The following is a 17676-nucleotide window of genomic DNA, read 5'->3' as shown; positions in this document are numbered from 1 at the left end:
TATTCACCCGACCGGGGTCAGGAGGCCTTGGCCTTCTCCTCGGTCTTGGCGGCGGCGACCGGCGCCGGCTTCGCGGCCTCGTAGAACTCCTCGCGCGGGTTCTCCATGGCGCCCAGGGAGACGACCTCGCGCTTGAGGAACATGCCGAGCGTCCAGTCGGCGAAGACGCGGATCTTGCGGTTCCAGGTCGGCATCGCCATGCCGTGGTAACCACGGTGCATGTACCAGGCGAGGCGGCCCTTGAGCTTGATCTTCATCTTGCCCATGACGATCATCGCCACGCCCTTGTGCAGGCCGAGACCGGCGACCGCACCCTTGTTGGCGTGCTCGTAGTCCTTCTGCGGGAAGCCCCGCATGCCGGAGACCACGTTGTCGCCGAGGACCTTGGCCTGGCGCAGCGCGTGCTGGGCGTTCGGCGGGCACCAGGCGTTCTCGTTGCCCGCCTTGCGGCCGACGAGGTCCGGGACCTGTGCGTTGTCACCGGCGGCCCAGATGTAGTCCGTGCCCTTGACCTGGAGGGTCGGCTCGCAGTCCACGTGGCCGCGCGGGCCGAGGGGCAGACCGAAGCGGGCGAGGGCCGGGTTCGGCTTGACGCCGGCCGTCCACACGATCGTGTTGGCGTCGACCTCGAGGCCGTTCTTCAGCACCACGTGGCCGTCGACGCAGGAGTCCATGGAGGTGGAGAGGTAGATCTCCACGCCCCGGCTCTCCAGGTGCTCCTTGCCGTACTGGCCGAGCTTGGGACCGACCTCGGGGAGGATCTTGTCGGCGGCGTCGACGAGAATGAAGCGCATGTCCTCACGGGACACGTTCTTGTAGTACTTGGCCGCGTCCCGCGCCAGGTCCTCGACCTCGCCGATGGTCTCCGCACCCGCGAAGCCACCGCCGATGAAGACGAAGGTGAGCGCCTTGCGGCGGATCTCCTCGTCGGTCGTGGAGTCGGCCTTGTCCAGCTGCTCGAGGACGTGGTTGCGCAGACCGATGGACTCCTCGATGCCCTTCATACCGATGCCCTGCTCGGCGAGGCCGGGGATCGGGAAGGTGCGGGAGACCGCGCCGAGCGCGATCACGAGGTAGTCGAAGGGCAGCTCGTACGCCTCGCCCACCAGCGGGGCGATCGTGGCGACCTTGCGGTCCTGGTCGATGGTGGTGACCCGACCGGTGAGGACCTCCGCCTTCGGCAGCACGCGTCGCAGCGGGACGACGACGTGGCGAGGGGAGATGTTGCCGGCGGCGGCTTCGGGGAGGAAGGGCTGGTAGGTCATGTACGACCGGGGGTCGACGACCGTGACGGTCGCCTCTCCGTAGCGCATCTTCTTGAGAATGCGCCGAGCTGCGTACAGGCCTACGTACCCACCGCCTACTACGAGGATCCTGGGACGCTCCGTGGTGCTCATGCCATCGAGTATCCACCCGCCTTGGAGGGGGTGCTCGTGCGCCCCTTCACAAGCTCTGACAGGGGCTGTGCTACACTCCGCGACCCACGTGACCCAGATCATGGCGGGCGAGCGGAACCGCAGCCCCCTTTGGGCCATTGTCAATGCCGCGTGAGCTGCCTCTCCGGGCCGGCGGGGCGGCGGTGAGGGTGCCGTGACACCCCCGGAACGACCCTTTCCGCGGCGACCCGCGCCCTCCATCTGAACATGTTCAAACGACCTTTGGGCCCCCGGAAGGGTCAACCGGCACCCTTTCGTGGCCCGACCGGGCCGAATTCCTTGTGAAGAACTTCACGAACTTTTCCGGAGCGGTCGCGACGAAGGGGCCCCGAAGGGCCCCCCATGCCGCTCAAACGTTATCCGACCTGCTCAGCAGATGGCTACCCACGGGTAACAAAAGAGAGCTACGCCACCGACCACGCGATGCCGTCGAGGATGTCGTGCTCGCTCACCACGACCTCCTCGGCACCGGTCCGCTCCATGATCGCGAGCAGTACGAGGGCGCCCGCGCCGATGACGTCGACGCGGCCCGGATGCATCGACGGGATCGCGGCGCGCTCGGCGTGCGTGGAGCGCAGCAGCCACTCGGTGATCTCGCGCACCCGGTCGCGGGAGATACGGGAGTGGTGGATGCGCGCGGAGTCGTACTCCGGCAGTTCCTGCGCGATGGCCGAGACGGTGGTGACGGACCCGGCGAGACCCACCAGCGTGCGCGCCTCGCGCAGCGGGACGGTCTCCTCGGCGAGGTCCAGAGCCGCCTCGATGTCCGCCCTCATGGCGGCGATCTGCTCCTCGGTGGGCGGGTCGCTCACCTTGCCGTCGTGCACCAGGTGCCGCTCGGTCATCCGCACACAGCCGACGTCCACGGACCGCGCCGCCCGGACCTGCTCGTCGCCGACGACGAACTCGGTGGAGCCGCCGCCGATGTCCACCACCAGGTACGGCTTGGCGAGGTCGGCACGTCCCGCGAGTTCCTTGGTGGCCCCCGTGAAGGAGAACCCGGCCTCCTGGTCGCCGGAGATCACCTCGGGCTCGACGCCGAGGATGTCCACGACTCCCCGTACGAAGTCGTCCCGGTTCTCGGCGTCCCGGGAGGCGGAGGTGGCGACGAACCGCACCTCGGCGGCACCGAGTTCACGGATGACCCCGGCGTACTCCCGGCACGCGGCGAAGGTCCGCTCCAGCGCCTCCGGAGCCAGCCGGCCGGTGCGGTCCACGTCCTGGCCGAGCCGCACGATCGTCATGCGCCGGTCCAGCTCCAGCAGTTCGCCGGTGGCCGGGTTGACGTCGGCGACCAGCAGCCGGATGGAGTTCGTGCCGCAGTCGACGGCGGCGACCCGGGAGAAGCCCTCCGGAACCATCGGCCGGTAGGCGAAGAAGCCGCTGCGGACCTCTGCGGGGTCCAACACGGCACCCTCCTCACCAGGGTGCTCGTCCGCCGGATCGGGAGCCTGGAGCGGCTGCACACACGGCCCCTTGCGCCACCACTCCGGCAGCATCGCGATCGCCTCGTCACCGAGCGGGTTCACGCCCGGACCGGCGGCCAGCGAGTGCGCCACCAGCACGTGCAGGCACTTCACGCGGTCCGGCATGCCGCCCGCGCTGGGGAAGCCCTCCAGGACCTCGATCTCGTCCCGGCGCCGGATGTAGTCCTCGTGCGCGGCCCGGTAGGCGGCGGCCAGTTCCGGGTCGGTCTGCAGCCGCTCCGTCATCTCCTTCATGACGCCGTCCGCCTCCAGCGTCCCGATCGCCGAGGCGGCGCGCGGGCACGTCAGGTAGTACGTCGTCGGGAAGGGCGTGCCGTCGGGCAGCCGGGGTGCCGTCTCCACGACGTCCGGCTGACCGCACGGGCAGCGGTGTGCGATGGCCCGCAGGCCCCGCGGCGGGCGGCCGAGTTGCTGCTTGAAGGCCTCGACGTCGGCGTCGGTGGGCTCGGTGCGCTCAGTGGGCGGCGGGGGCGTTTCCATGACTGCTTTTTCGTCAGGCTTTCTGTCGGTTCACTGGTCGGAGGCGTCGGACTTGTCGACGCCGTCCCAGACGTTCGCGTACCAGGGCCGGCGGGCGGCCCCGAGGTCGGCGCGGGGCTGCTTGGCCCCCCCTGGGCCGATCACCACGTACCCGGTCTCCCCGGGCATCACATAGTGCAGCCGGCGCCGGATCTGCTGCTCGGCGTAGGAGTCGTCCTGCCAGCGCGCCTTGAGGTCGCGCAGCTGCTCGACCCGCTTGCGGGCCTGCTCCTGGTGTTGCTGGAGGTCGGAGATCTGCGCGCGCTGGGAGACGTACTGCCGCATCGGATACGCGAGCGCGACGATCAGCGAACACAGCACCAGCGCGAGCAGCGCCGCCCGCCCGGTGAGCCGGGAGCGGCGGGCCTGGCGCCTGGTCTGGGAGCGGTACACGCGGGCCGCAGTCTGCTCGCCGAGCAGCCGCAGCCTGGTCGTGGTGGAGAAACGGTCCCGGTCCTTCACGGCCATCTGGCTTCTCCCGCCTCCCCTTGCCGGTGTCCTTCACACGTGCGTACGTCCCCGGACACGGTACGGGACCGGGTACGGGGACGTACGTACGACTGGCTAAGACTTGGCCCGGGTTGGCTCAGCCCTTGGAGATCTCGTGGTTCCCCTTGAAGCGCGGGAAGGCGCTGCGGCCGGCGTACACCGCGGCATCGTCGAGGATCTCCTCGATGCGCAGCAGCTGGTTGTACTTGGCGACGCGCTCGGAGCGGGCCGGGGCGCCGGTCTTGATCTGGCCGCAGTTGGTGGCGACGGCGAGGTCGGCGATGGTGACGTCCTCGGTCTCGCCGGAGCGGTGGGACATCATGCACTTGAAGCCGCTGCGCTGGGCCAGCTCGACGGCGTCCAGGGTCTCGGTCAGCGAGCCGATCTGGTTGACCTTGACCAGCAGGGCGTTGGCGGTGCCCTCCTCGATGCCGCGGGCCAGGCGCTCGGGGTTGGTGACGAACAGGTCGTCGCCGACCAGCTGGACCTTGTCGCCGAGGCGGTCGGTGATGACCTTCCAGCCGGCCCAGTCGTCCTCGAACAGCGGGTCCTCGATGGAGACGAGCGGGTAGGCCGCGACGAGTTCCTCGTAGTACTCCGTCATCTCGGCGGCGGAGCGCTCCTTGCCCTCGAAGAGGTACTTGCCGTCCTTGTAGAACTCGGAGGCGGCCACGTCGAGCGCGAGGGCGATCTGCTCACCGGGGACGTACCCGGCCTGCTTGATCGCTTCGAGGATCAGGTCCAGGGCGTCACGGTTGGAGCCCAGGTTCGGGGCGAAGCCGCCCTCGTCGCCGAGGCCGGTGGACAGGCCCTTGGACTTCAGGACGGACTTGAGGGTGTGGTAGACCTCGGCGCCCCAGCGCAGGGCCTCGGAGAAGGACTCCGCGCCGATCGGGGCGATCATGAACTCCTGGATGTCCACGTTGGAGTCCGCGTGCGAGCCGCCGTTGAGGATGTTCATCATCGGCACCGGCAGCAGGTGCGCGTTGGGGCCGCCCAGGTAGCGGAACAGGGGGAGGTCGGACGCCTCGGAGGCGGCGTGGGCAACGGCGAGGGAGACGCCGAGGATGGCGTTGGCGCCGAGGGAGCCCTTGTTGTCGGTGGCGTCCAGGTCGAACATGGCCTGGTCGATCAGGCGCTGCTCGGTGGCGTCGTAGCCGACCAGCTCCGGGCCGATCTGCTCGATCACGGCGAGGACGGCCTTCTCGACGCCCTTGCCCTGGTAGCGGTTGGGGTCGCCGTCGCGGAGCTCGATGGCCTCGAAGGCACCGGTGGAGGCGCCGGACGGGACGGCGGCACGACCCGTGCTGCCGTCGTCGAGGCCGACCTCGACCTCGACCGTGGGGTTGCCTCGGGAGTCCAGGATTTCCCGGGCTACGACGACGTCGATGGACGGCACGAGCATCTCCTTCTGGGATGTGACGCTGGAAGTGCGGGGGCGTTCTGCCTTACGGCTGTGCCTTGCGACTAGAGCCTAACCGTCCCCGGGGCGCCGGCCACCGACCGACCGTCCCGTGGACAGGAGAGACACGCAGACGGTACCCATTGTTCACCCACGGAACAAAGGGGCCTGCTGGTGAGACCCGGCTGAAGAGTGGGGAAACAGCGCGCGGAGACGAAAGACCCCGCCCCGGCGCGTACGGGGGAACACGCGCCGGGGCGGGGAGCCCGTGGGGACGGGGGTGGCCCTCACGAGGCCTTCAGCGTGCGGGCCGGGGATGTGAGGGCACTGTGGGTCCGTTCGGAGCCAGATGTCACTTCAGGTGCAGCTGCTGGCCCGGGTAGATGAGGTTCGCGTCCTGGACGATGTCCTTGTTCAGCTGGAAGAGCTTCTGCCAGCCGCCCTTCACACCGTGCTTCTCGGCGATGGCGCTGAGGGTGTCACCCTTGACGACCTTGTACTCGCCGTCGCCCTTCTTGACCTTCTTGCCGGTCGGCGCGGTGACGGTCTTGCTCGCCTTCGGCGCCGTCCGCGTGGTGGAGCGGGTGGCGGCCTGCTGGTCGGTGGAGCGGGTGGTGGTGCTGCTGGACTTGGTGGTCGTCGGGGCGGAACCGTTGTAGGCGGCGCTGGTCAGGCCCGTGCCGCAGACCGGCCAGGCGCCCTTGCCCTGGCCCGCGAGGACCTTCTCGGCGATGGCGATCTGCTGCGCCTTGGTGGCGAGGTCGGCACGCGCGGCGTAGGCGGTGCCGCCGTACGCGGCCCAGGTGGAGTTGGTGAACTGCAGGCCACCGTAGAAGCCGTTGCCCGTGTTGATGGACCAGTTGCCGCCCGACTCGCACCGGGCGACGGCGTCCCACTGGGAGGCGGTGGCGGCGGAGGCGTTGCCGGCCGCCATCAGCGGGGCGGCGACGGCGGCGCCGGTGACACCGGCGAGCGTGATGGCGCGGACGGTCTTGGACGGACGACGGTGCTTGCCCTTGCCGGAGAACAGCATGGATCGATCCCCTCACCGACGCCTGCGAGGTGAGCTGTCGGGTTCGGGCCGGTTGAGTTGCCCGGCCGCGCACTCGCTCATGCGAGGCGTGGCTTCACCCCAAGCCGGTCCAGCGTCAACCGCTGGGCCCGGCGCTTACCTTGGGTCCCCCGCTCCTGCCTACGGCGCTTGACGCGACGACTGTTCCCGGGCAGTCGCTGGCAGGATTCGGCGTTGCGACGGCCGGGGCTCGTGGTGACGAGCGGTCCTGACCGTAGACATGCGATCGTCGGATTTTCAAAGACGATCAGGGCTTCTGAGACTCATCCCACACTTTCGCCAAAACGGACATCAGCCGCGAAACGGGGCGTCAACTGCCGCTATTCGCCGCCGTTTTCGCCCCCGACTTTCAGGGTCTGACCGGCACTGATGTGGTTCGGGTCGGCGCCGATGGCCTCCTTGTTGCTGTCGTAGAGCGCCCGCCATCCGCCGTCGACGTCAAGGGAGTCGGCGATGGAGGCGAGGGAGTCGCCCTCGCGGACGGTGTAGGTGCCCGTTTCACGGCTGGCGTGACGGCCGGAAGATGTGGCGTTCTGACCGTTTGTCACGCTTTCGTCCGCGCTCCCGCCACGGTGACGTCCGCCACTGCTCAGCGCGCCGGTGTCGACCAGACTCCAGGAACCGGCGCTCTGCTGGTATTTGTCCGGGTTGCCGGCGCTCGGGGTGGCCGTGGGAGAGCTGTCGCCTCCCTGTGAACTTCCACCGTCGGGCGAGCCGGACTTGTCAGTCTTGTCGGACTTGGGGGTGCTGGTCCCGGTGGAGCCGCCGGTGCCGTCCAGGATCCCGGCGGTGTGCCCGCCCGGGGTCGGCGTGGCGCTCTCGCCCGAGGAGGAGCCGGTCGAGTCCGAGCCGGAGGAGTTCGAGGCGGAGTCGGAGGCAGAACCGGAACCGGGGTCCGGGGAGGATGAATCCGGCAGACCGGACGAGTCGGAGCCGTCGGCCGAGCCGGACGCGTCACCCGAAGCGCCGCTGTCGCCGGAGCCGCCGACACCGGGGTCGACGTCGACCGAACCGGAGTGGGAGGTCAGCCCGGCGGTCAGCGCGCACATGGCCCACGGCTTGGTGCCCTGGTCGGCGAGGATCTTCTCGGCGACGGCTATCTGCTGGGAGCGGCTGGCCTGGTCGGCGCTCTCCGCGTACCGCGTGCCGCCGTACTTGTCCCAGTCGTCCTGCGAGATCTGCAGACCGCCGTAGTAGCCGTTCCCGGTGTCCGCGCTCCAGGATCCGCCGCTCTCGCACTCGGCGACCTTGTCCCACGTGGTGCCGTCGGCCGCGTTGGCACTGGCGGCGCCGAGCAGCGGGATGGCGATGGCGGAGCCGGTCACGCCGGCCGCGACGAGGAGGGCCGGAGCCTGACGGGGGCGACGGTGACGACCGTTCCCGGAGAGCATGCGAAAGCCTTTCGTGCGACAGCGGAACCGGCGCGGCGAAGTCGTGCCTCTCGCCACGCTGATGGGTGAACGTATCGGCAGACGATCACTTGTCACAAGTTCATGCCGCGCAGATCACGTGAAGATCACAGAGTTGAATGTTTGTCATCTAGCCCTCGCGCGGCACCGACACTCCCGTCCCGTCCGCTTTGTCCCCGGGGCCGGTGAACACGAACGAGCGGCGCGCTCCGATGCGGTGCCGGAGTGCGCCGCCCGTACGTGGCCCCCGCGGGTCCACGCCGCTCGGCCCTGGCTACCGAGCCCGCCCGTCCTGCCCGCCGCCGAACACCTCCTGGACGAGCCTTTGCGTCGCCTTCTGGAACGCCACCGCCAGGGACAGGGCGGCGTCGTCGACGTAGTTCAGCGCGGCGGTCAGGGTCTTGCTGCCGTCGGGCGTGCTGTACATCAGCGCCGCGTGGCCCGCCATGCCGCCGTTGTGGGTGATGACGGTGCCGCCGTTGTCGCCCGCGTCCTGCACGAACACCCCGAGGCCGTAACCGGCCTTGGGATGCGGCTTGCACATCTCGGCCAGCAGCGGGGCCGGCAGGAGCCTGCCGCTCATCAGGGCGGAGATGAACGTGTGGAGGTCCCGGGTCGTCGAGATCATGTCTCCGCCGGTGGAGATCCAGGAGGGGTTCTGGCGGGTGACGTCGACCGTCTTCTGCTCACCGTCCTCCTCGTACCGGTAGTAGGCGTGGGCGTGCGGCTCGGGGATCTCCGGACCGGTGCCCGGCAGCACGGTGCCCGACAGCCCGAGCGGCCCCAGGATCAGCCGCTGCATCTCCTCGGCGAGCGAGTGGCCGGTCACCTTCTCGACCAGCAGCCCGGCCAGCACGTAGTTGGTGTTGGAGTAGCTCCAGTCCGTCCCCGGCTCGAACCGCGCCGGCCTGGACGACGCCAACCGCGCCAGTTCTTCCGGCTGGTAGGTCTTGAACCGGTTGTCCACCCACTCCCGGCCCGCGGTCGTGGCGGGGATGCCCGGCGCGAACGTCCCGTCGTCGTAGTACTCGCCGGTGAAGTTGAACAGCCCGCTGGTGTGCTGCAGCAGCATCCGCACCGTGACCCTCGGGTCCAGCCCGAACTCGGGCAGGCAGTCGGCCACCGGGTCGTCCAGCCCGATCGTGTCCTCTGCGGCCAGTTGCAGCATCACGGTCGCGGTGAAGGTCTTGGTGTTGCTGCCTATCCGGACATGCCCGTCCGCCGGCGGTTTCGCGCTCTCGCCCAGCTGGCGCCTCCCGGCGCTGCCGGCCCATTCGCCCCGTTCGTCGTGCACGCGCATCGTCACCCCGGTGAAACCGGACTCGACCATCTCCTCGATGGCCTTCCGCAGCTCCGGACGGTCCTGGTCGGTGAGAGTGAGGGACATGGATGTGCTCCTTCGGAACTGTCGCGGAAGTCAACTGGACGGACGGGATCGCCTGGCCTGAGGGGCGCCCCTCTTACAGGCTGTGGGCGCTGATGTCGCCGTAGGCGGTGGTCGCGTGGATGTCCAGAACGGCGGCGCCGTCGGTGTTCCTGAGCGCGTTGTGGATCCGGCCGTAGGAGGTGCCGGCGTCCAGCGAGGCGGAGACTCCGCGGGCGGCGCCGACCGAGATCGCGCCGTGCTCGGTGCGCAGGGTGACGGTGCCTTGCACGGCCTCGGCGATGCGGAGGTCGCCCTTCTGGGTGGTGATCCGTGCGGGGCCGCCCAGGCGGCCGACCGCGATGTCGCCGGACTGGAGGGTCAGGTGGGCGCTCGCGGTCTCGTCGAGCTTGACCGTGCCCTGCGCGCCCTCGAAGGTGACGTCGCCGAGCCGTCCGACGCCCCGGAACTCGCCGAGGGCCGCCTTGCCCTCCACGCGGGAGCCGGCGGGCAGCTGGACGGTCAGCTCGATGGCTCCGGAGTTGCCGAGGATGCGGTTCTTCGCCTCCGGGGCCTCGATCCGCAGGACGCCGTCGCCGTACGCGACCTCGATCCGCTCCGCCGCCTTCACGTCGCGGCTCCTGGAGGCGTCCGCGGGCAGAACCTCGACCGTGGTGTCGGTCCGGTCGGCGGCGATGAACCTGATGTGTCCGGCGGGGACGTCGAGGACGACCGAGACCGGGGCGGGGGTGTCGAACTTCTGCATCGTGCGCTCCTTCTGCTGTATCGCGGGCTCCTTCGGCCCGTTTCCGACAACAGAAACGCTACGTTGCATTCGAATGTCTGGCAACGAGTTCGTTGCCTACTGTCTCTATAGTCGCAGGTAGATGTGATGAATTCATTGCAATGGCTTTGAATTCAATGCAACAAGCCCAGCGCGTTCGTTGCACTTGATTGGGAATGAACGCTACGGTGGAGACACCACGGACCACGAAGGAGACCGCGATGCCGGGAGGCAGACTCACCCAGCAGGAACGCCAGCAGATCGCGCTGGGACTGGCCGACAGCCTCGCCTACGCGGAGATCGCCAGACGTCTCGGCCGCCCGACCTCGACCATCACACGCGAGGTCATGCGCAACGGCGGCCCCACCGCCTACCGCGCCGACCTCGCCCACCGTGCCACCGAACGCCGCGCCCACCGCCGCCGAAAGGCCGCGCCCCGGGACACCGACACGCCCCCGCAGGCCCACGGGCGCGATGCCGAAGCCGTACGCGAGTACGAGGAGACGTTCACCACCGTCTTCATGCAATCGGGCCTGCCCAGGATGACGGCCCGGGTGCTGGCCGCTCTCTACACCACCGACGCCGGCAGCCTCACCGCCGCAGAACTCGCCGGGCACCTCCGGATCAGCCCGGCATCCGTCTCCAAGGCGGTCGCGTTCCTCGAAAGCCAGGGCCTCATCCGCCGCGAACGCGACGAACGCCGCCGCGAACGCTATGTCGTCGACGACGACGTCATGTACCAATCCACGATGGCCGCCGCCCGGTCCACCGCCCAGCTCGGCGAGATCGCCCGGCAGGGCGTCGGCATCCTCGGCCCCGGCACCGCGGCCGCCGCCCGGCTGGAGAACATCGCCCGCTTCGTCGACTTCGTCTCCGAGAGCATCGCCCGCGCCGCGGACCAGGCTCGCGAGATCCTCCACACGAAACCCGGAACGAACTCGGGCAGCGCCACCTGAGCCCAATTCACGTCGCGGGCAGCCGGCCCCGCTCGGTTCTCGCTGTCCTTGTCACCCGTCGGGAACGGCGGCGCCTCACGCCCGGCACGCGGGGCGGCCGCGACCATGGACCCCGACATGACCCACGGGGGGGGGCTTCCGTCCAGGAGGACACGATGGCGCGGCACACCCGGCTGGCGGGCGAGTCCGCGGAGTACCTCGCCGCACGCGAGGAACTCCGCGACGCCGAGATCGACCTCATGCGCCACCGCGAGAAGGTCGCGGCCCTGCGCAGGGCGCTTCCGCAGGGCTCCGCCGTCGACGACTACGTCTTCCTCGAGGGCCCCGCCGACCTCGACGCGGGCGACACGCCCGTCCGCGAGGTCAGGCTGAGCGAGCTGTTCACCGGCCCCGACCGGCCGTTGATCGTCTACCACTTCATGTACGGCAAACGGCAGACCGACCCGTGTCCGATGTGCACCCTGTGGATCGACGGCTTCAACGGCGTCGCTCACCACGTCGCCCGGAATGCCGACCTCGTCGTCGTCGCGGCGGCCGACCCGCCCACCCTGCGCCGGCACGCCCGGGGCCGCGGCTGGTCCCGGCTGCGGCTGCTGAGCGCCGGGGACAGCACCTTCAAGTACGACCTGGGAAGCGAGGACGAGGACGGGGTGCAGGACTCCACCGTCTCCGTCTTCACCCGGGACACGGACGGCACGGTCCACCACTTCTACTCCGCCCACCCGCGCATGTCCGAGGACATCGACCAGCGCGGCATCGACCTCCTCAACCCCGTCTGGCACCTCCTCGACCTGACGCCGGGCGGCCGCGGCGACTGGTACGCGGGCCTGGACTACTGATCGCCGGTGCCTGCCGGGGCCGGCGTGAACTCCACGGGCAGGGTGCGCAGGCCCCGCATGATGAGCCCACCGCGCCACCGCAGGTCGGCCGGATCGACGGCGAGCCGCAGGTCGGGCAGGCGGGTGAGCAGGGTGGCGAGCGCGGTCTGGCCCTCCAGCCGGGCGAGCGGCGCGCCGAGGCAGTAGTGGATGCCGTGGCCGTATCCGAGGTGCTGGTTGTCGCGGCGGGCGAGGTCCAGCACATCCGGGTCGGCGAACCGCTCCGGGTCCCGGTCCGCCGCCGCGAGCACCACGAGCACCGGGTCCCCCGGCGCGATGTGCTGTCCGCCGATGGTGAGCGGCTCGGTGGCGAACCGCCAGGTGGCCAGCTCCACCGGGCCGTCGTAGCGCAGGAGTTCCTCCACTCCGGTCTCCAGCAGACCCCTTTCCTTCCGGACCAGGGAGTCCTGGAGGCGCTCGCGCTGCCCGGGGTGGGTGAGCAGGGCGTAGGTGCCGTTGCCGATGAGGTTGACGGTGGTCTCGAAGCCGGCGAACAGCAGGATGAAGGCCATCGCCGCGGCCTCGTTCTCCGTGAGGTGCTCGCCGTGGTCCGAGGCGCGGATGAGGCCGGAGATGAGGTCCTCGCCGGGCGCGGGCTCGGCGGGCAGTGCCTCGCGCTTCTTGTGGATCAGCTCGGCGAGGTAGCCGCGCATCTTCTTCACGGACCGGGCGACCCCGCCCCGCGGCCCACCACCGTGGCGGATCATCATCCCGGCCCAGTCCCGGAAGTCGTCCTGGTCCTCGCGGGGGACGCCGAGCAGGTCGCAGATGGCGTAGATGGGCAGCGGGAAGGCGAACTCGTGGATGAGGTCGGCGGAGCCCTTGGCCGCAAACCGGTCGATGAGGCGGTCGGTCAGCTCCTGCACCCGGGGCGCGAACTCGGCGACCCGGCGCGGGGTGAACGCCTTGCTGACCAGCCGGCGCAGCCGGGTGTGGTCCGGCGGGTCGATGTTCAGCAGATGGGTCATCAGCTCGGCCTTGCGCTCGCCGGGGATGCCGGTCTTGCCCTTGGCGTGCGCGGGCTCGTCGTGATGCGCCGGGTTCTTGCTCAGCCGCTGGTCGGCGAGGGCCTGCTTGGCATCGGCGTACCGGGTGACCAGCCAGGCCTCGACACCGCTGGGCAACCGCGTCCGGTGCACCGGCGCATGCTCGCGCAGCCAGGCGTAGGCGGGGTAGGGGTCGGTGGCGAACTCCCAGGTGAACAGGGCGGGGGCGGAGTCCGGGGCCGGGCCGGGGGCGGACTGGGGGTGGGGCTGGTCGGTCACTCTTCGACGGTATCCGGATCCGGGTGGGCCTCCGCGTCCCGGTGGGCCTCCACGTCCCGGTGGTCGCCGGGGGCCGCGCCTAGCGCCTCGGAGGCGACTCCCTCCGCCTCCCGGATGGCGTCCCGGTACGCACGCGCCGCCGCACGCAGGGCCGCCTCCGGGTCCACGCCCTCCGCCTCGGCTCGGGCCGCCAGGGCCAGCAGCTGGTAGCCGATGCCCTCGCCCTGCGGGAGCGGCACGTCCAGGCCCGCCGTGCGCGCGCGGGAGGCGAGCTTGGCGGCGAGGGCCAGGCCGGGCTGGCCGAGCGGGACGCCCTCGGTGACCGAGGTGCGCCGCTTCTCCTCGGCCTTGGTGCGCAGCCAGTGCGCCTTGACGTCCTCCGGTGTCTCGGCCTTCTCGTCGCCGAAGACATGCGGGTGCCGGTGGACGAGCTTGGCGACGATGCCGCCGGCCACGTCGTCGACGGAGAACGGCGCCTCCGGGTGCTCCTCGGCGATCCGGGAGTGGAAGACGACCTGGAGCAGGACGTCCCCCAGCTCCTCGCGCAGCTCCTCGCGGTCGCCGGCCTCGATCGCCTCGACCAGTTCGTACGACTCCTCGATGGCGTACTTGGCCAGGCCCTCATGGGTCCGCTGGGAGGACCAGGGGCACTCGGCGCGGATGCGGTCCATGACCTGGACGAGGTCCAGCAGCCGGGCGCCGGGCAGGTCGTAGGAGGCCGGGAGGAGCTCCAGCTCGGGCATGGTGACGCGGCCGGAGCCTGCCAGCCGGGCCAGGCCGTCGGTGAGCGTGGGCTCCCCCTCACCGGTGGCCACGACCACCACCGTCCGCCCGCCCGTGCAGGCGTCGACGAGCTCCTGCGCGGTGGGCGACGCCTCCTCGACCGCTATGCCGGCCTCGCGCAGATACGGCAGCTGCGGATGCGCTCCGTCCGCGCAGAGCACGGCGTCCGCGGTGCGCAGGGCCTGCCAGGCGGGCCAGGACAGCAGGCCGGGCGCTACGCGGTGGCTGGTGGTGAGCAGGACGATGCGACCGGGGCCGGCGGCGGAGGCGAGATCAGGGCTGGATGCGTTCACGATCCGAACGTAACCCACGGCGGCGGGGAGCGGATTCGGTTGTCCACAGGGTGGGGACGAACATGTGATCGTATGACCGGGCCTGCTCGGCTGCCCGAGCGGGCCCGGCTGCCCGCCGTACCGTTCCGGCGTCCGGCCCGGCCCCTTGCTACGCCGTCACCGGCTGCCCGCCGTACCGTTCCGGCGTCCGGCCCGGCCCCTTGCTACGCCGTCACCGGCTGCCCGCCCGACGCCGTGACCTCCCGCACCCAGGGTGTCTTGGCGTCCACGCGGCTGCTCTTCTGCACGTCCCAGGTGCCGTAGCGCGGGTTGAGATCGATGTGGAGTTCCTCGGACGCCTTCGACAGCGCCTTCCAGAAGGCGGGCTGGCTGGTGTCGGTGCCGAGCTGCCGGGCCAGCTTCTGCGCCTCCAGCTGGAGCCGGAGGTTGTCGTTCAGGCGGGCGGGCGCGATGCCGTACTTCTGCAGCCAGGCGGTCTGCAGCCCCTTGGCGCCGCCGGCCTGCTGCTCCAGCCCGGTGCGCATCTGCTGGACCTCCTCGCGGCTGACCGTGATGCCCGCGTCCTGCGCGGCGCGGTGCAGCACCCGGTCGAGGACCATGTTGTGCAGGGTGTCCCGGGTGAGGCTGCTGGTGGAGGCGAGGACCTGCTGGTACTGGGTCTCGTCCGGCACCGCGGCCCGCTGCGCCCTGCGGACCTCGTTGACCCGGCTCTCCAGCTGGGCGACGGTGATCCGCTGCCCTCCTACGACGGCGGCGGCGCCCGGGTGTGCATCGTTTCCGCAGGCGGTCAGCAGGGGTGCCGCGGCGGCGATCGCGGCGGTGAGGACGAGCGCGGTGCGACGGCGGCGGTGCAAGGAAACCTCCCGAGGAGATTGTGCGACGGTGCACAAAGTCTTGCGGTGATCGATGGTAGGCAGCGCCTCAGCTCAGGCCAACCCATTCGACCAACGATTCACCGCGACTTCGGGCACCGCCCCACCGGCAGAACGTCCCCGCACCGTCCCCGCGACGTCCGCGCGTGTTGTGGCCCGAGACTGACCACGGGCAGGGCCACGAAGAACGGCGACCGGCCTCAGCCGACGATGGCGACGGGCCCGTCCCACGCGTCACGGTCCACGGTGATCGTGTAGCCGTTACGCGTCTCCTTGCTGTTCACCATGTACTGGTGACCACGGCTGTGATCGGTGAACTGGGTGGAGCCCCACGGCCAGTCGGTGGTGGTGGTGTACTGCTTGTCCCACAGTGCGTACCAGAGGTTGCCCGGCAGGTCCGTCTTGTCGCCGGCGGTGGCGATCGCCTTGGCGCTGGAGCTGGTGAAGCCGTAGAAGCCGGTGCGGTAGATCTTGGCGCGCAGTTCCTTGTCGAAGGCCCGCACGTACGTCAGCACGGCGTTGTTGCACGACGTGTTGGTGACGTCGTACGGCTCCATGTCGAGGAAGACCGGGCTGCCGGCCTTCATGCCGAGCCCGGACGCCTTGGCCGCCGCGTCGTCCGCATCGGTCTTGCCGAGGGAGGCCGCGGTGGTGGCGGTGAGCTTCTCCGGGTTGGAGCCGGACTGGCAGGGCGGCTGGGCGCCGACGTAGATCGGGATGAGCTTCCAGCCGGTGGAGTTGACCGACTTCACCCAGGAGGCGGTGAGGTTGGGCTGGCTGCAGCCTCGGTTCCTGCCGCCGATGTAGACCGCCGCCGCCCCGTAGAAGCCGGTGTGCCAGGCCTTCATCGCCGACAGCGAGGGCGCGGCGCAGGTGTCGAACGCGTGGCCGGTGAACGTCTTCTGCGCCGGCCAGGTGGTGGCGGCCATGGAGGTCTGCGCGGCGATTCCGGCGCCGGCGACCACGGCGGCTCCGGCCACCGCCCACGTGATGAATCTGCGCTTCTTCGACTGCCGATGGCCGGCCATGGAACCCACCCCTGTCGTACGTGCCTGGCAAAGCGAAGCGCAACCTATCCGGCGCCGATCAAGCCTTCGGGAAACCCAATCCCCTGACGATCACAAAGTTCTGCCAGGGAATGGCAAAGAACTATCCGCGCACCTGCCCGAGCCACTGCAGGGTGCGCCGGATCTCCATGGCCATCGGATAGCCGGGGCCGTGCAGCCGCTCCACGTCCATCAGCAGCCGGGCGAGGGTGTCGTGGGCGGACGGCCGGTCGCCGAGGGCGAGCAGGAGATGGCCGATGCGCCGGCGGACGTCGTGGGCGAGCTGCGGGTCGCCGGAGACGTACTGGTTCTCGTAGTACGGCAGCAGCGCGCGGTACTCGGCGAGGGCCGCCGCCGGCTGGCCCAGCTGCTCCAGGCACTGGGCGGCCTCGTAGCGGTAGCGCAGGGACTGCGGGTCAGCCTGACCGGCCTCGGCGGCGCGTTCGTCGGCGAGGCGGCGCAGTTCGGGCAGCGCGCGCCGGTACTGGCCGTCGTCCATGAGCGTGGCCGCGTACTGCTTGCGCAGGGTGCGCACGACCGGGGAGTGCTCGCCGTGCTGCTCGGCGGCGGCGGGCAGGATCGCGCCCAGGATGTCCACGGCCTGGGTGATGCGCCCCTCCCCGAGCAGGCGCTTGACCTCGTCGACGGCAGCGGCGACATCGGGCTTCCCGGCCACCTGCGGGGCCGGCGCGACGGGGGCGGGCTGGGGCGCGGGGGTCCGCGCGCGGTCCGGCCAGGGGGCGTGTGGGCGCAGGAAGGGGCGCGTCGGGTCCAAGGGCGCCCCGGTGGGCGTCCCGCGCGCGGGCAGGAGCGCCGCCAGGTCCTCGTACACCTCCTGCGCGGACGCCGGCCGGTGCTGCGGGTCCTTGGCGAGCAGCCGCAGCACGAGCGTCTCCAGCGCCTCGGGGACCTCGGGGCGGATCCGCCGCACGGGCTGCGGGGGCTCGTACAGGTGCCGGTGCAGCACCCCGAGCGCCGTGGAGCCCGCGAACGGCACGTCGCCGCTGAGCAGTTCGTGCATCAGCACACCGAGCGCGTACAGGTCGGTGTACGGGCCGACCGCGCCGCCCATCGCCTGCTCCGGCGCCATGTACGCGGGCGAGCCGATCGGGGAGCCGGTGTGGGTCAGGCGGGTGGTGTCCGTGTCCATCACCGAGGCCACGCCCAGGTCGAGCACGGTGACCGTGCCGTCCTGCTTCACCATCACGTTGCGCGGCTTGAGGTCACGGTGCACGATCGGCACCGCGTGCACGGCGCTCAGCACGGCGCACAGCTGCGCGGCGACCGCGACCGCCCACTGCCACGGGTACGGGTCGTGCTCGGCGAGATGGTCGGACAGGTCGGCGCCGTCGACGTACTGCATGACGAGGAACAGTTCCTCGCCCTCGCTGCCCGCGTCGTGCACGGTCACCAGGCCTGGGTGGTCCACCTGCGCGGTCACCCGGCACTCGCGCATGAACCGGCGGCGCAGCTCGTCCGCCTCCTGGCCCGCCACCTTGTCGGGGCGCAGCAGCTTCACCGCCACGCGCCGGTCGAGCCGCCGGTCGTACGCCGTCCACACCTGGCCCATGCCACCCTGACCGATGAGCGTGGACAGTTCGTACCGGCCGGCGACGACACGT

At 70.6% G+C, this 17676-nt stretch carries 15 protein-coding genes, 1 pseudogene and 1 riboswitch; of the genes and pseudogenes, 2 read left to right on the top strand and 14 right to left on the bottom strand.

Going from position 1 to position 17676, the window contains the following annotated elements; translation table 11 throughout:
• Window positions 1-17: 17 nt before the first annotated feature.
• From ACWCQS_RS25540 to ACWCQS_RS25500, 9 genes and pseudogenes are all read right to left on the bottom strand, one after another.
• A complete protein-coding gene (locus ACWCQS_RS25540) occupies window positions 18-1397 on the bottom strand; it encodes an NAD(P)/FAD-dependent oxidoreductase (RefSeq protein WP_351807376.1) in 1380 nt (459 codons plus the stop codon).
• A gap of 443 nt (window positions 1398-1840) precedes the next feature.
• Window positions 1841-2797: a Ppx/GppA phosphatase family protein gene (locus ACWCQS_RS25535; protein ID WP_451006681.1), complete on the bottom strand. Its 957-nt coding sequence runs from the start codon at window positions 2795-2797 to the stop codon at window positions 1841-1843.
• A 204-nt stretch (window positions 2798-3001) separates the two neighbouring features.
• Window positions 3002-3403: pseudogene (locus tag ACWCQS_RS25530) on the bottom strand (DUF501 domain-containing protein); the annotation flags it as partial.
• Window positions 3404-3433: 30 nt separating this feature from the next.
• The gene (locus ACWCQS_RS25525; RefSeq protein ID WP_451006602.1) at window positions 3434-3910 is read right to left on the bottom strand and encodes an FtsB family cell division protein; all 477 of its coding nucleotides are present in this window, start codon (window positions 3908-3910) and stop codon (window positions 3434-3436) included.
• 118 nt (window positions 3911-4028) lie between these two features.
• Window positions 4029-5336: a phosphopyruvate hydratase gene (gene eno, locus ACWCQS_RS25520; protein ID WP_451006601.1), complete on the bottom strand. Its 1308-nt coding sequence runs from the start codon at window positions 5334-5336 to the stop codon at window positions 4029-4031.
• A 349-nt stretch (window positions 5337-5685) separates the two neighbouring features.
• Window positions 5686-6366 carry a transglycosylase family protein gene (locus tag ACWCQS_RS25515; RefSeq protein WP_451006600.1) on the bottom strand — a complete coding sequence of 227 codons (681 nt, stop codon included), beginning with the start codon at window positions 6364-6366 and terminating at the stop codon, window positions 5686-5688.
• Window positions 6367-6370: 4 nt separating this feature from the next.
• Window positions 6371-6543, bottom strand: a riboswitch (cyclic di-AMP (ydaO/yuaA leader).
• A gap of 182 nt (window positions 6544-6725) precedes the next feature.
• Window positions 6726-7796 (bottom strand): transglycosylase family protein, encoded by a 1071-nt coding sequence (locus ACWCQS_RS25510; RefSeq protein ID WP_451006599.1) that lies wholly within the window; start codon window positions 7794-7796, stop codon window positions 6726-6728.
• A gap of 292 nt (window positions 7797-8088) precedes the next feature.
• The gene (locus ACWCQS_RS25505; protein ID WP_451006598.1) at window positions 8089-9201 is read right to left on the bottom strand and encodes a serine hydrolase domain-containing protein; all 1113 of its coding nucleotides are present in this window, start codon (window positions 9199-9201) and stop codon (window positions 8089-8091) included.
• Window positions 9202-9274: 73 nt separating this feature from the next.
• Window positions 9275-9943, bottom strand: a complete 669-nt coding sequence (locus tag ACWCQS_RS25500; protein ID WP_451006597.1) for a DUF4097 family beta strand repeat-containing protein — start codon at window positions 9941-9943, stop codon at window positions 9275-9277.
• Between the two features lie 239 nt (window positions 9944-10182).
• On the opposite strand from ACWCQS_RS25500, the gene ACWCQS_RS25495 reads away from it, so the two are divergent.
• Together ACWCQS_RS25495 and ACWCQS_RS25490 are read left to right on the top strand one after the other, a co-directional pair.
• On the top strand, window positions 10183-10917 hold the full coding sequence (locus ACWCQS_RS25495) for a MarR family transcriptional regulator (RefSeq protein ID WP_451006596.1): 735 nt from the start codon (window positions 10183-10185) through the stop codon (window positions 10915-10917).
• 155 nt (window positions 10918-11072) lie between these two features.
• Window positions 11073-11756, top strand: a complete 684-nt coding sequence (locus ACWCQS_RS25490; RefSeq protein WP_451006595.1) for a DUF899 family protein — start codon at window positions 11073-11075, stop codon at window positions 11754-11756.
• On the opposite strand, the gene ACWCQS_RS25485 is transcribed toward ACWCQS_RS25490, so the two are convergent.
• From ACWCQS_RS25485 to ACWCQS_RS25465, 5 genes are all read right to left on the bottom strand, one after another.
• A complete protein-coding gene (locus tag ACWCQS_RS25485) occupies window positions 11750-13060 on the bottom strand; it encodes a cytochrome P450 family protein (RefSeq protein WP_451006594.1) in 1311 nt (436 codons plus the stop codon). The genes ACWCQS_RS25490 and ACWCQS_RS25485 overlap by 7 nt on opposite strands.
• On the bottom strand, window positions 13057-14136 hold the full coding sequence (locus ACWCQS_RS25480; protein ID WP_451006593.1) for a nucleoside triphosphate pyrophosphohydrolase: 1080 nt from the start codon (window positions 14134-14136) through the stop codon (window positions 13057-13059). Before ACWCQS_RS25480 ends, ACWCQS_RS25485 begins: the two co-directional genes overlap by 4 nt.
• A gap of 203 nt (window positions 14137-14339) precedes the next feature.
• Complete coding sequence (locus ACWCQS_RS25475) at window positions 14340-14990, bottom strand: SurA N-terminal domain-containing protein (protein WP_451006592.1); 651 nt, start codon at window positions 14988-14990, stop codon at window positions 14340-14342.
• Window positions 14991-15208: 218 nt separating this feature from the next.
• On the bottom strand, window positions 15209-16036 hold the full coding sequence (locus ACWCQS_RS25470) for a glycoside hydrolase domain-containing protein (RefSeq protein WP_451006591.1): 828 nt from the start codon (window positions 16034-16036) through the stop codon (window positions 15209-15211).
• A gap of 121 nt (window positions 16037-16157) precedes the next feature.
• A complete protein-coding gene (locus ACWCQS_RS25465; protein ID WP_451006680.1) occupies window positions 16158-17651 on the bottom strand; it encodes a protein kinase domain-containing protein in 1494 nt (497 codons plus the stop codon).
• Window positions 17652-17676 lie beyond the last annotated feature (25 nt).

This window comes from Streptomyces sp. NPDC002076, from assembly GCF_053593835.1.
Note: the sequence above shows the minus strand (reverse complement) of the source record. Positions and strands in the feature narration are given on the sequence as shown.

Bases quoted from the DNA above. Each gene is read 5' to 3' on its own strand.
- ACWCQS_RS25535 (WP_451006681.1), bottom strand. From the start codon at position 2,797: ATGGTTCCGGAGGGCTTCTCCCGGGTCGCCGCCGTCGACTGCGGCACG.
- ACWCQS_RS25510 (WP_451006599.1), bottom strand. From the start codon at position 7,796: ATGCTCTCCGGGAACGGTCGTCACCGTCGCCCCCGTCAGGCTCCGGCC.
- ACWCQS_RS25540 (WP_351807376.1), bottom strand. From the start codon at position 1,397: ATGAGCACCACGGAGCGTCCCAGGATCCTCGTAGTAGGCGGTGGGTAC.
- eno (WP_451006601.1), bottom strand. From the start codon at position 5,336: ATGCTCGTGCCGTCCATCGACGTCGTCGTAGCCCGGGAAATCCTGGAC.
- ACWCQS_RS25470 (WP_451006591.1), bottom strand. From the start codon at position 16,036: ATGGCCGGCCATCGGCAGTCGAAGAAGCGCAGATTCATCACGTGGGCG.
- ACWCQS_RS25490 (WP_451006595.1), top strand. From the start codon at position 11,073: ATGGCGCGGCACACCCGGCTGGCGGGCGAGTCCGCGGAGTACCTCGCC.
- ACWCQS_RS25505 (WP_451006598.1), bottom strand. From the start codon at position 9,201: ATGTCCCTCACTCTCACCGACCAGGACCGTCCGGAGCTGCGGAAGGCC.
- ACWCQS_RS25515 (WP_451006600.1), bottom strand. From the start codon at position 6,366: ATGCTGTTCTCCGGCAAGGGCAAGCACCGTCGTCCGTCCAAGACCGTC.
- ACWCQS_RS25495 (WP_451006596.1), top strand. From the start codon at position 10,183: ATGCCGGGAGGCAGACTCACCCAGCAGGAACGCCAGCAGATCGCGCTG.
- ACWCQS_RS25500 (WP_451006597.1), bottom strand. From the start codon at position 9,943: ATGCAGAAGTTCGACACCCCCGCCCCGGTCTCGGTCGTCCTCGACGTC.
- ACWCQS_RS25525 (WP_451006602.1), bottom strand. From the start codon at position 3,910: ATGGCCGTGAAGGACCGGGACCGTTTCTCCACCACGACCAGGCTGCGG.